The sequence below is a fragment of the Hafnia alvei genome (assembly GCF_034424155.1).
In the GTDB taxonomy this organism is placed as follows: Bacteria; Pseudomonadota; Gammaproteobacteria; order Enterobacterales; family Enterobacteriaceae; genus Hafnia; species Hafnia alvei.
Genome location: NZ_CP139992.1, coordinates 2,956,621 through 2,969,294 on the forward strand (window position 1 = coordinate 2,956,621; position 12,674 = coordinate 2,969,294).

The window sequence follows — 12,674 nt, forward strand, 5'->3', positions numbered from 1 at the left end:
TCCCTTAAAATTGAATGCGGTTTTCACGTTACCGAGGGCATCCGCCCCCGGCTGGCGACAACTCAATTCACTTAACCAATAACAACAGAGCCAATACGACCACTGCGCCCACACCCATAGATGCCATATACCAGCGCAACTGACCGTTTTCACTCACCGCAAGACCACGATTACCCCAGCGCGCAAAGACGGCGAACAGGTTCATCAGGCTGTTGAGCGGATCGCGCTGTAACAGGTAAGCAATCGCTTTAAACGGCTTAACAAAGATCATGTTGTACAGCCAGTCAAAGCCCCATGCATGGAACCACCACGTTGAGAAGAAGCGACCCGGCGCGCTCTGCGCCACGCTATTCACAAACTGACGTTTCCCAAGGTACAAGACAGCAGCCAGCAGGATGCCAACGATAGCCACGACGCCGGAGATAATTTCTAACGTCATTTTACCCGCTTCACCGCTGTGGCTTTCTGGTAACACACCCGCCAGCGGTGGCGTAATCAACGCACCGATGAAGGTAGAAAGCACCAGCAACACAATCAGCGGCAGGCTATGCGCAATGCCTTTGCCCGCATGTGCTTTGGTATGTGCTTCGCCATGGAACACAATGAAAATCATACGGAAGGTATACAGCGACGTCAGGAACGCACCCACCAAGCCCGCAGTCATCAGGTTAACGTGGCCAGAAGCCAACGCCCCCCACAGGATTTCATCTTTACTGTAGAAGCCCGCGGTGACGATTGGCAACGCAGACAGCGCAGCACCACCGACCAAGAAGCAGATGTAAACCAGCGGCAGCGATTTACGCAATCCACCCATTTTGAAGATGTTCTGCTCGTGGTGGCAGGCCAAAATCACCGAACCAGAAGAGAGGAACAGCAGCGCTTTAAAGAACGCATGCGTCATCAGATGGAAGATTGCCGCATCCCATGCTTGAACGCCCAGCGCCAAGAACATGTAGCCGATCTGACTCATGGTTGAGTAAGCTAGCACGCGTTTGATGTCGGTTTGTACCAGCGCGGCGAAACCGGCCAGCACCAACGTCACCGCACCAACGATACCCACCAGATGCAGCACTTCAGGCGCCATCAGGAACAGGCCGTGCGTACGTGCAATCAGGTAAACACCGGCGGTAACCATGGTCGCAGCATGGATCAAAGCAGAAACCGGCGTTGGACCCGCCATCGCATCCGCCAACCATGTTTGCAACGGCAACTGTGCAGATTTACCTACGGCACCGCCCAACAGCATCAGCGTCGCCCACGTAATCGCAGTCGAGCCTATCTCCAGTTTTTGCGGAGCCAGAATCATCAGTTCACGGATGTTCAGCGTGCCCAGTTCGTTGTAAAGAATGAACAGGCCAATCGCCAAGAACACGTCACCCACGCGGGTCACGATGAACGCCTTCATTGCCGCCGCACCGTTAGCCGGATTGGTGTAGTAGAAGCCGATCAGCAGATAACTGCACAGCCCTACCCCTTCCCAGCCCAGATACATCAGCAGCAGGTTATCCGCCAGAACCAATACCACCATGCTGGCGATAAACAGGTTGGTATAAGCGAAGAAGCGCGAGTAGCCCTCTTCACCGCGCATATACCATGAGGCGAACATATGAATGAAGAAGCCCACGCCGGTAACCACAGACAGCATGGTCAGCGACAGACCGTCCAGCGTTAAGGTCACAGGAATACCGAAGTCACCCACGGCCATCCAGTTCCACAGATGTTGGTTGAACACCTGTACGCCGTCGGCTTTTTGACTTAAGAAATCAAAACCCACATAGGCGGTAACCAGCGCAGCCAGTCCGATAGAACCGACGCCGATGATGGCCGACGTATTTTCTGACCAGCGACCACGGGAAAATGCCAACAGCAAGAACCCGATTAACGGTAGCAATATTGTTAAGTAGAGTAGGTTCATCCGCGCATCTCACTGACAGTATCGATATTCAGGGTGTTGCGACGACGATGCAATTGCAGCAACAGCGCCAAGCCAATACTCGCTTCCGCCGCGGCTAAGCTGATCGCCAGAATGTACATCACCTGACCATCTGCTTGTCCCCAATAGCTCCCCGCCACCACGAATGCCAAAGCAGCCGCGTTGATCATGATTTCCAAGCTAATCAGCATAAACAGCAGATTGCGCCGGATTAACAGGCCGGTCAGTCCCAGAACAAACAGGATGGCCGCCAGAATTAAACCGTGTTGTAACGGGATCATGCTCGCTCCTCCGCCTTATTTTTTACCGCCATTGCCTTGGCTTTATTGGCATCCGCTTCTGGCGCTTTGCTGAAGACTTCGCCCTGCTTGTGCTCGCGTCCCACATGGAACGCCACCACCAGACCCGCCAGCAACAGCATAGATACCAGTTCAACGGCCAGAACATACGGGCCAAACAGCGCGATACCGACCGCTTTCGCGTCAATCATGTCGCCGCTTATCCCTTGGTCGTTGACGCTCATAATGGCGTAAACCAGCACCGCTAACAGGATCAGAGACAAAATGCTCGGCCCAATCCACAGCGTTGGTTTCAGCCATGCGCGTTCTTGCTCCACCACCGAATTACCGAGGTTAAGCATCATGACCACGAAGACGAACAGAACCATAATCGCACCGGCATACACGATGATCTCCAAGGCACCCGCAAAGTAAGCGCCAAGAGAGAAGAACACCGCCGCAATCGCCAGTAAAGACACAATTAAATACAGCAAGGCGTGAACCGGATTGGCATGCGAGATCACTCGGATCGTTGCCACCACGGCCACCAGCGCTGCAATGTAGAATGCAAATTCCATGCTTGGCTCCTTAAGGTAGCAGACCTTTAACGTCAATCGGCTTCGCTTCGTTTTCGGCTTCGCCTTTCGCTTTGCCGTCGATAGCCATACCGGCCATACGATAGAAGTTATATTCCGGATATTTACCCGGGCCCGAGATCAGAAGATCTTCTTTTTCGTATACCAAATCCTGACGCTTAAATTCACCCAGTTCAAAATCTGGCGTTAGCTGAATAGCGGTCGTTGGACACGCTTCTTCACACAGACCACAGAAGATGCAGCGAGAGAAGTTGATGCGGAAAAACTCTGGATACCAGCGACCATCTTTGGTTTCTGCTTTCTGCAAAGAAATACAGCCAACCGGACAGGCAACGGCACACAGGTTACAGGCAACGCAGCGCTCTTCACCGTCGGGATCGCGGGTTAACACGATACGACCACGGTAGCGAGGCGGCAGATAGACCGGCTCTTCCGGATACATTTGGGTTTCGCGCTTAGCAAACGCATGCAAGCCAATCATCCACAGGCTGCGCACTTGGGTGCCGAAACCAACCACTAACTCTTTCAATGTCATGGTTACATTCACCCCTTATTGAGCGTTATACAAAATCACGGCGGCGGTCGCCAACAGGTTCAACAACGTCAACGGCAGGCAAATTTTCCAGCCGAATGACATCACCTGGTCATAGCGAGGACGCGGCAGTGACGCACGCACCAGAATAAACATCACCATGAAGAAGGCAGTCTTAATTGCAAACCAGATAACCGGCGGCAGGAATGGCCCCTGCCAGCCTCCGAAGAACAGCGTCACAATCAGCGCTGATACGGTGACGATCCCGATATATTCCCCCACGAAGAACAGACCGAATTTCATACCGGAATATTCAATGTGGTAACCGTCGGCCAGTTCCTGCTCGGCTTCCGGTTGGTCAAATGGGTGACGGTGACATACCGCAACACCGGCGATAATAAAGGTCAGGAATCCAAAGAACTGCGGGATAACGTTCCACAGATGAGACTGCGATTCCACGATAGCCTGCATGTTGAAGGAATCAGCCTGCGCAACCACGCCCATCACCGAAAGACCGAGGAACACTTCATAGCTCAGCGTCTGCGCAGAAGCACGCATCGCACCCAGCAAAGAGTATTTGTTGTTGCTCGACCAACCGGCAAACAGCACGGCGTAAACCGCAAGACCTGCCATCATCAAGAAGAACAGAATACCGATGTTCAGATCGGCACCCATCCACGTTGGGCTTACCGGCACAATCGCGAAAGCCAGCAACAGAGAGGAGAACGCAATCATCGGCGCCAAGGTAAAGATCAGGCGATCGGAGAAGCGTGGAACCCAGTCTTCTTTGAAGAACATTTTGACCATATCCGCAACCAGCTGGAGCGAGCCGCCCCAGCCAACACGGTTTGGTCCATAACGGTTCTGGAATAGGCCGAGCAAACGACGTTCGCCGAAGCTCATAAATGCCCCACAGGTGACCACCACCAGCAAAATCACCACCGCTTTAAGCACGGTGAGAATGATGTCGATCACGTCTGGCGTCAGCCAACTCATAATGCTGCCTCCCGCACTTTCGTTTCCTGAATAGCGTCAACTTTGCTTCCGTTCAACACCGGTGAGATACCTGGCAGACCCAGAGGCAGACCGATTTGACCTGACTGCAAATTATCGCTTAAGCGCACTGGCAGCGTCAGTTTCTGGTCTGCAACAGTCAGCTCCAGAACCGTTCCGCTGTTAACGCCCAACTGCGCCGCATCCGCCGGATTCACCATCACATATGCTTCTGGCATACGGGTTTGGATAACCGGTGCACGCTGAGTCATCTCGTCGCTACCAAACAGATGGTAGTAAGGCGCAACTACCCAGCCCGCATTCTGATAGGCAGCAGGTACCGCGTCAAAGTAAGCCAATGAGCCTTCACCGGCCGCGATTAAACGCACGCCCGGATCGCCGTGGCGCAGATGGCCCCCCACTTCGGCTTGGAATTTGTTCCATGCCTGCGGTGAGTTCCAGCCCGGAGCCCATGCAAATGGGATCTGCTGACGATCTTCCAATGGACCACTGTACCCTTCCATTGAGAACGCAAACGCGGTGTCTTTGTCCTGCGGCTGGCGCGGTTCATGTACGCTAATGTTGGCGCGCATTGCGGTGCGGCCACTATAACGATGCGGTTCACGAGCCAGTTTCTGACCTTTGATACGGAAGCTTGCGTCCGGCGCTGCGTCCACGATGCCTTGCAGCTGAGGATAGGCTTTCACACAAGATTCAATCACGTGATCCAGCTGCGTCCAGTCGATATGACGGCTTTCGACGGTGGTGTGCAGGGAGTGCAACCAGCGCCAGCTTTCCAGCATAATCGACGGCGTGTTTTTCTTCGGATCGTCGTAGTAAGCCGGATCGTAAACTTGGAAGAAGCGCTGTGCGCGGCCTTCTTGGTTGACCAAGGTGCCATCGCTTTCGGCAAAGCTTGCCGCTGAGAGCACCAGATCGGCTTTGTTCATGATTTCTGTACGTTGATGATCGACCACGATCAGGCTTTGGGCTTTCGCCAAAGCGGCATCGACACGCGCAGCTGGCGCATGGCGATAAAGATCGTTTTCCAGCACCACAACTGCATCAGCGTTACCCTGTTCGAGCTCAACCAGTGCATCATCAATCGACGGTGCATTCATCATTGCCAGACCCATGCTGTTCGCTTCGGCGGCAATAAAGGTGATACCGACATCCAGATCGCGCGCTTTCAACGCTTTAGCCACGTTCGCGGCGGCTTCAATCAGCGGTGTATAACCGGCATTGCTGCCCGTTACGATCAGCGGTTTTTTCGCTCCCGCTAACGCTTGAACGATCACGTCAACCTGCTTGCGCACGTCGTCTGATAAACCTTCAACCGCAGGGGCTGAGTTATCCAACGCATGAGCCACAGCGAAGCCTAAACGTGCCTGATCGGCAACCGGTGCGCGATAGTTCAGCGCCGCGATATCATCCAAACGGGTGTCGTCAATGCTGGTTATGAACAGCGGATACTTGGCACGTTGGCCAATGTTCTGAATCGCCGCAATCTGCCAGTCAGCCACACGCTGAGCCGCAGCCATCGCACGCGCCTTGCCTTTTACAGCCTGACGCAGCGCCAACGCGATACGCGCAGCGGTTTGGGTTACGTCTTCACCGAGGATCAGCACCGCATCGTAGCTTTCCATCTCACGCAGAGCTGGGGTATAGATACCGCCCTCGCGCAGGATTTTTTGCATCAGATTCAAACGGCTTAATTCACCGGCTTCAACGCCGCTGTAGAAGTTTTCCGCGCCGACCAGTTCACGCAAAGCATAGTTGCTTTCAAGGCTGGCACGTGGAGAACCAATACCGATGGTTTTCTTCGCCTGACGCAGCAGATCCGCCGCACCTTGCATGGCCTGATCGGCATTCAAGTGGATCCAGTCGTTGCCACGACGCTGCTGCGGCTGGCGAGGACGATCCTTCAGGTTGACATATCCATAGCCGAAACGGCCACGGTCACATAGGAAGTAATGGTTAACGGTACCGTTGAAACGGTTTTCGATACGGCGAATTTCACCGTAGCGCTCACCCGGGCTGGTGTTACAACCCACGCTGCACTGCTGGCAGACGCTAGGGGCAAACTGCATGTCCCATTTACGGTTATAACGCTCGGAGTGCGTTTTATCGGTGAATACGCCGGTTGGGCACACTTCGACCAAGTTACCGGAGAATTCACTCTCCAGTGTGCCGCTTTCTGGGCGACCAAAGTAGACGTTGTCGTGCGCGCCATACACACCGAAATCGGTGCCATCAGCGTAATCTTTGTAGTAACGCACACAGCGGTAGCAGGCGATGCAGCGGTTCATTTCATGAGAAATAAACGGCCCCAGTTCCTGATTGTTGTGCGTACGTTTGGTGAAGCGATAGCGACGGAAGCTATGGCCGGTCATCACCGTCATATCTTGCAGATGGCAGTTACCGCCCTCTTCACACACAGGACAGTCATGTGGATGGTTGGTCATCAACCATTCCACAACGCTCTCACGGAACGTTTTCGCTTCTGCATCATCGATGGAAATAAAGGTTCCATCCTGCGCGGGTGTCATACATGACATTACCAGACGACCACGGGTATCTTCCGCGTTCTGGTATTGCTTAACCGCACACTGGCGGCAAGCACCGACGCTGCCCAGCGCCGGGTGCCAGCAAAAGTAAGGAATATCAAGCCCGAGAGAGAGACATGCCTGTAGCAGGTTCTCCGCCCCGTTAACTTCATATTCTTTGCCGTCTACATGAATTGTAGCCATTAGCATGCTTCCAAAATAAGAAAACTTTGACCCTAAACCCCCTCCCGACCTCCCTCTTCGCAGCGGAGGAGCAAACCTGCCTTCTATCAAGCAGATTGGGGTGGGGCTAAAATTACCAGCGCGATTTCAGCAGGTTCGGCTGAATGCCCTTAATGGCATTCAAGTTGCCGTAATCTTTCGCGGCAATACCTGCTTCAAACTCTTCGCGGAAATATTTAATGGCGCTTTGCAGTGGCTCAACCGCACCTGGCGCATGCGCGCAGAACGTTTTACCTGGGCCTAAATGACGGCACAGCTGTTCTAGCGTTTCAATGTCGCCCGGTTGACCTTCACCACGCTCAAGGGCACGCAGGATTTTTACGCTCCACGGCAAACCATCACGGCATGGAGTACACCAGCCACAGGATTCGCGAGCGAAGAATTCTTCTAGGTTGCGTACCAATGGCACCATGCCAATTTCGTTATCCACGGCCATTGCCAGCGCGGTACCTAAACGGCTACCCGCTTTACCGATGCTGGCGAAGTCCATCGGCAGATCCAGATGATCGCCGGTCAGGAAGTCAGTCCCTGCCCCGCCTGGCTGCCAAGCTTTGAGCGTTAAACCATCGCGCATGCCACCGGCGTAATCTTCCAGAATTTCACGGGCGGTGGTGCCAAACGGCAGCTCCCACAGTCCTGGATTCTTAACGCGGCCAGAGAAGCCCATGAGTTTAGTACCCGCATCTTCGCTCTTACCGGCAGACAGACCTTTGTACCAGTCCACGCCGTGCTCGATGATCGCTGGCACGTTACACAGGGTTTCAACGTTGTTAACGCACGTTGGTTTACCCCATACCCCAGAGCTGGCTGGGAATGGTGGTTTTGAACGAGGGTTTGCACGACGACCTTCTAGCGAGTTAATCAATGCGGTTTCTTCACCGCAGATATAACGACCCGCACCGGTGTGCACAAACAGTTCGAAGTCAAAACCGCTGCCGAGGATATTTTTACCCAGCAGGCCAGCCGCTTTGGCTTCTTCAATCGCTTTACGCAGGTTTACCGCTGCTTCAACATATTCGCCGCGCAGGAAGATATAACCACGGTAGGATTTCAACGCGAATGCCGCGATCAGCATGCCTTCCACCAGCAGGTGCGGCATCTGTTCCATCAGCAGACGGTCTTTATAAGTGCCTGGCTCCATTTCATCGGCGTTACACAGCAGGTAACGGATGTTCATGGACTCATCTTTTGGCATCAGGCTCCACTTCAAACCGGTGGAGAAGCCTGCACCGCCGCGCCCTTTCAGGCCAGCGTCTTTAACCAGATTAACGACTTCATCCTGAGCCATGCCTTTAAGCGCTTTTTCAGCGCCCTGATAGCCACTTTTACTGCGATACTCATCCAGCCATACTGGCTGGCGGTCATCGCGTAAACGCCACGTCAGCGGATGGCTTTCCGCTGAACGTGTTGGAACTAAAGCTGAAGGAATTGTCATTTATACTGCTCCAACAATTCGACGACGTTCTCCGGCGTCAGGTGAGCATGAGTATCTTCATCGATCATCATATTCGGCCCCTTGTCGCAGTTACCCAGACAACAGGTTGGCAGCAGCGTAAAGCGTCCATCAAACGTGGTTTGACCCGGTTTGATGTTCAGCTTGCGCTCCAGCGCGGCCTGAATACCTTGATACCCATTGATATGGCACACCACGCTATCGCAGTAGCGAATAATGTGGCGACCAACCGGCTGACGGAAGATCTGGCTGTAAAATGTGGCCACGCCTTCCACGTCTGCGGCCGGAATATCCAGCACTTCGGCAATGGCATAAATCGCACCATCGGGAACCCAACCGTGTTCTTTCTGCACAATTTTCAGTGCTTCAATCGACGCGGCGCGCGGATCTTCATAGTGATGTTTTTCATGCTCAATGGCCTCACGGGCGCTATCGCTGAGCACGAAAACCTCTTCTTTTGCTAAAGATTGATCTGACATGATTAGCGGTCCACATCTGACATAACGAAATCAATACTGCCGAGGTATACGATCAGGTCGGATACCAGGCTGCCACGAATTACCGCTGGGATCTGTTGCAGGTGCGCATAGCTCGGAGTACGAATACGCGTACGGTAGCTCATGGTGCTGCCGTCACTGGTCAGATAGTAGCTGTTGATCCCTTTAGTCGCTTCGACCATCTGGAACGATTCATTTGCAGGCATAACCGGGCCCCACGACACTTGCAGGAAGTGGGTGATCAGAGTTTCGATATGCTGCAACGTACGCTCTTTTGGCGGCGGCGTGGTCAGTGGATGGTCGGCTTTAAACGGACCTTCCGGCATGTTTTTGTAGCACTGCTCAAGAATACGTAGACTCTGACGAAGCTCTTCCACTTTCAGCATCACACGGTCATAGCAGTCACCGTTGTGGCCGACAGGCACTTCAAAATCAAAGTTTTCGTAGCCTGAATATGGACGCCATTTACGCACGTCAAACTCAATACCCGTCGCACGCAAGCCTGCGCCCGTTACGCCCCAATCCAATGCTTCTTTGGAATTGTAAGCAGCAACGCCGACAGAACGCCCTTTCAGGATGGTGTTTTTCAGCGCGGCTTTCACGTATGAATCTAGGCGTTTTGGCATCCAGTCGAGGAAGTCACGCAGCAAGCGCTCCCATCCACGCGGCAGATCGTGTGCCACACCGCCGATACGGAACCATGCTGGGTGCATACGGAAACCGGTAATCGCTTCAACCACGTCATACACTTTCTGACGGTCGGTGAAGGCGAAGAACACCGGCGTCATTGCGCCAACGTCTTGAATAAAGGTCGAGATATACAGCAGATGGCTGTTGATACGGAACAGTTCAGACAGCATAACGCGGATCACTTTCACGCGTTCTGGCACTTCGATGCCCGCCAGTTTTTCAACCGCAAGCACGTAAGGCATTTCATTCACGCACCCGCCGAGGTATTCAATACGGTCGGTATACGGAATATAGCTGTGCCACGACTGACGCTCGCCCATCTTCTCTGCGCCGCGGTGGTGATAACCCACGTCTGGCACACAGTCGACAATCTCTTCACCGTCCAACTGCAGCACGATACGGAACGCACCGTGAGAAGATGGGTGGTTAGGCCCCAAGTTCAGGAACATGAAGTCTTCGTTTTCAGTACTGCGCTTCATTCCCCAATCTTCAGGTTTGAAGGTCAACGACTCCATTTCCAGATCTTGTTTCTGTTTGGTCAGTTCAAACGGATCAAATTCCGTTGCACGCGCTGGATAATCTTTACGCAGCGGATGACCTTCCCAAGATTGCGGCATCATAATGCGCGTCAAATGAGGATGGCCATCAAAGGTCATACCGAACATTTCCCACGTTTCACGCTCATACCAGTTAGCGTTAGGGAAAATCTTAGTCACGGTCGGCAGGTGCATGTCTTTTTCAGACAATGCCACCTTGAGCATGATGTCACGATTTCGTTCAATAGAGATGATGTGGTAGAAGACCGAGAAATCTGCTTCTGGCAGGCCCTGACGATGAGTACGCAGGCGCTCGTCCATACCATGTAAGTCAAACAGCATGACATACGGTTTAGGCAGTTTTTTCAGGAAGGTCATCACTTCCAGTAATTGCTCACGCTTCACCCAAACAACAGGCATTCCAGTGCGGGTGGGCTGAACGGTAAAGGCATCGGGCCCAAAACGGTTGCGCAATTCACCGATCACCGGATCATCGAGATGATCGCGGGTTTGCCAAGCAGGCAAATTCAGATCTTGCGTCGTCGAATCTGTCATAATTTTTATCACCACGCTTTTACTTTACTTGCCGGGAAACCAGCAAACTAACGGGCTAAATCATTCGCTACTCAAAACTGCAATCCATCTTCTGACGCTCACATCTTCAGTAGACTGCACAAGGCGCAAATTAAATTTCGTCTGGTGAACGCAGATTGGTTACTGCAATGCGTTCAGCACGCTTACGTTCTTTTTCTGATGGCATGTTGGCGCGGTAAACACCTTGATCGCCAACAACCCACGACAATGGGCGGCGCTCTTTACCGATAGATTCCTGTAACAGCATCAATGCCTGCATATAGGCTTCTGGACGCGGCGGACATCCCGGGATATACACATCAACCGGAATAAATTTGTCCACGCCCTGCACCACAGAATAGATGTCGTACATGCCGCCGGAGTTCGCACAGGAACCCATTGAGATCACCCATTTTGGCTCCAGCATTTGGTCATAAAGACGCTGGATGACCGGTGCCATTTTGGTGAAGCAGGTGCCTGCAACCACCATAAAGTCAGCCTGACGCGGTGAAGCACGCAGTACTTCCGCCCCAAAACGCGCAACGTCATGCACCGCAGTGAATGACGTCACCATCTCCACATAGCAACAAGAAAGGCCGAAGTTATACGGCCAAAGCGAGTTTTTACGCCCCCAGTTCACCATGTCATGCAGGGCATTTTCGAGTTTGCCCATGTAAACACTGCGGTGAACATGTTGTTCCAGAGGATCGGATACGATCTCCTGTTTTTGCAGGGGGTAACGGTCGTTCTCACCGTCCGGATCGATGCGGGTGAGCGTATAATCCATCTTTATGCCTCAATTCTTTCTCTATAAATGGTGACTAATAGGCCAGGCTTACTGCGGGCGGCTATCGGTATTCGTAACGGTACTTTCGTGTTCTACACGGCGCTTGGAACGTGCCGGCGTCCAATCAAGCGCGCCAATACGCACCAAATAGAACAGGCCTGCTAACAGCACCAAAATGAAAATTGCCGCTTCGATAAAGCCAATCCATCCACTCTCCCGGATGGAGACAGACCATGCATATAGATACAAGGCTTCCACATCGAAGATGACGAAGAACATGGCGACCAGATAAAACTTAGCAGATAGACGCAAACGCGCCGAACCTACTGAGTCGATACCGGATTCATAAGGCGTATTTTTCGAGCGCGCACGAGCTCTCCCACCGAGTGCATATGCTCCAAGAAGCATAACCCCACATAGCCCGAGTGCGATGATGATAAATACGGCGAATGCCCAGTGATGAGCGATTACTTCAGTGGCTGTTGACATACTCTTATGCTTACTCATCAAACGTGGTACGTCTCTCTGCATTGAAGAAATGCAGGTGCACCACAACGACTAAGGGAAGGAAAAGGACCACAAGAAAACACCTGTTTTTAGTGATTAAACAGAGTTTTACTGTGGGCTTTTTACTCCTTTCTATAACCTTTTGTCAACTTTGACAAAGGTAACAACACATTAATTTACAACACCACATTTTACTTAACATTTGATGCATCTGCACGACGTATTAGCATCCTTCATAAGGTTTGCAAGTTGCATCAGTAACGTGTCGATTATGTAAACAAAAGTGAATGTTTGGTAGCCACTATACCATTTTCTTAGGTATTACCCGTTCATCATCGTGGGTATCTCGGGCATTTTTATGACGCGGATCACATTAACAATGATAAGCAGACAAATGAATATTCATTCAGGAAGGGATGGCCGGAAGATTGCTTAACAAAAATTGTGCGTATTTTGCACAGACCCCATTTGGTGAGAATGGTTTTCATTTAACTAATTGATGGCAAAGCG

General features: G+C 52.4%; 11 protein-coding genes. All 11 read right to left on the reverse strand.

Going from position 1 to position 12,674, the window contains the following annotated elements:
* Positions 1 to 67: 67 nt before the first annotated feature.
* The gene (nuoL, locus tag U0008_RS13770; protein WP_043494141.1) at positions 68 to 1,915 is read right to left on the reverse strand and encodes an NADH-quinone oxidoreductase subunit L; all 1,848 of its coding nucleotides are present in this window, start codon (positions 1,913 to 1,915) and stop codon (positions 68 to 70) included.
* Entirely contained in the window at positions 1,912 to 2,214 is a 303-nt protein-coding gene (gene nuoK / locus U0008_RS13775) for an NADH-quinone oxidoreductase subunit NuoK (protein WP_004092601.1), read from the reverse strand. The genes nuoL and nuoK overlap by 4 nt, the downstream gene beginning before the upstream one ends.
* Entirely contained in the window at positions 2,211 to 2,789 is a 579-nt protein-coding gene (gene nuoJ, locus U0008_RS13780; protein WP_040046432.1) for an NADH-quinone oxidoreductase subunit J, read from the reverse strand. The genes nuoK and nuoJ overlap by 4 nt, the downstream gene beginning before the upstream one ends.
* Before the next feature lie 10 nt (positions 2,790 to 2,799).
* Positions 2,800 to 3,342 (reverse strand): NADH-quinone oxidoreductase subunit NuoI, encoded by a 543-nt coding sequence (gene nuoI / locus U0008_RS13785; RefSeq protein ID WP_004092603.1) that lies wholly within the window; start codon positions 3,340 to 3,342, stop codon positions 2,800 to 2,802.
* Between the two features lie 15 nt (positions 3,343 to 3,357).
* Positions 3,358 to 4,335 (reverse strand): NADH-quinone oxidoreductase subunit NuoH, encoded by a 978-nt coding sequence (gene nuoH / locus U0008_RS13790; RefSeq protein WP_025797899.1) that lies wholly within the window; start codon positions 4,333 to 4,335, stop codon positions 3,358 to 3,360.
* The gene (gene nuoG, locus U0008_RS13795; protein ID WP_043494143.1) at positions 4,332 to 7,082 is read right to left on the reverse strand and encodes an NADH-quinone oxidoreductase subunit NuoG; all 2,751 of its coding nucleotides are present in this window, start codon (positions 7,080 to 7,082) and stop codon (positions 4,332 to 4,334) included. The genes nuoH and nuoG overlap by 4 nt, the downstream gene beginning before the upstream one ends.
* A gap of 112 nt (positions 7,083 to 7,194) precedes the next feature.
* Positions 7,195 to 8,556 (reverse strand): NADH-quinone oxidoreductase subunit NuoF, encoded by a 1,362-nt coding sequence (nuoF, locus tag U0008_RS13800; protein ID WP_025797895.1) that lies wholly within the window; start codon positions 8,554 to 8,556, stop codon positions 7,195 to 7,197.
* Positions 8,553 to 9,053, reverse strand: a complete 501-nt coding sequence (gene nuoE / locus U0008_RS13805) for an NADH-quinone oxidoreductase subunit NuoE (protein WP_004092610.1) — start codon at positions 9,051 to 9,053, stop codon at positions 8,553 to 8,555. Before nuoE ends, nuoF begins: the two co-directional genes overlap by 4 nt.
* A gap of 2 nt (positions 9,054 to 9,055) precedes the next feature.
* Positions 9,056 to 10,864 carry an NADH-quinone oxidoreductase subunit C/D gene (gene nuoC / locus U0008_RS13810; RefSeq protein WP_372338166.1) on the reverse strand — a complete coding sequence of 603 codons (1,809 nt, stop codon included), beginning with the start codon at positions 10,862 to 10,864 and terminating at the stop codon, positions 9,056 to 9,058.
* Positions 10,865 to 10,982: 118 nt separating this feature from the next.
* Positions 10,983 to 11,657, reverse strand: a complete 675-nt coding sequence (locus U0008_RS13815) for a NuoB/complex I 20 kDa subunit family protein (RefSeq protein ID WP_025797891.1) — start codon at positions 11,655 to 11,657, stop codon at positions 10,983 to 10,985.
* A gap of 48 nt (positions 11,658 to 11,705) precedes the next feature.
* Positions 11,706 to 12,146, reverse strand: coding sequence for an NADH-quinone oxidoreductase subunit A (locus U0008_RS13820; protein ID WP_025797890.1), 441 nt, complete (start codon positions 12,144 to 12,146; stop codon positions 11,706 to 11,708).
* Positions 12,147 to 12,674 lie beyond the last annotated feature (528 nt).

Coding starts and splice junctions, on each gene's coding strand:
- nuoH (WP_025797899.1), bottom strand. CDS start 4,335: ATGAGTTGGCTGACGCCAGACGTGATCGACATCATTCTCACCGTGCTT.
- nuoI (WP_004092603.1), bottom strand. CDS start 3,342: ATGACATTGAAAGAGTTAGTGGTTGGTTTCGGCACCCAAGTGCGCAGC.
- nuoG (WP_043494143.1), bottom strand. CDS start 7,082: ATGGCTACAATTCATGTAGACGGCAAAGAATATGAAGTTAACGGGGCG.
- U0008_RS13820 (WP_025797890.1), bottom strand. CDS start 12,146: ATGTCAACAGCCACTGAAGTAATCGCTCATCACTGGGCATTCGCCGTA.
- nuoJ (WP_040046432.1), bottom strand. CDS start 2,789: ATGGAATTTGCATTCTACATTGCAGCGCTGGTGGCCGTGGTGGCAACG.
- nuoK (WP_004092601.1), bottom strand. CDS start 2,214: ATGATCCCGTTACAACACGGTTTAATTCTGGCGGCCATCCTGTTTGTT.
- U0008_RS13815 (WP_025797891.1), bottom strand. CDS start 11,657: ATGGATTATACGCTCACCCGCATCGATCCGGACGGTGAGAACGACCGT.
- nuoF (WP_025797895.1), bottom strand. CDS start 8,556: ATGACAATTCCTTCAGCTTTAGTTCCAACACGTTCAGCGGAAAGCCAT.
- nuoE (WP_004092610.1), bottom strand. CDS start 9,053: ATGTCAGATCAATCTTTAGCAAAAGAAGAGGTTTTCGTGCTCAGCGAT.
- nuoL (WP_043494141.1), bottom strand. CDS start 1,915: ATGAACCTACTCTACTTAACAATATTGCTACCGTTAATCGGGTTCTTG.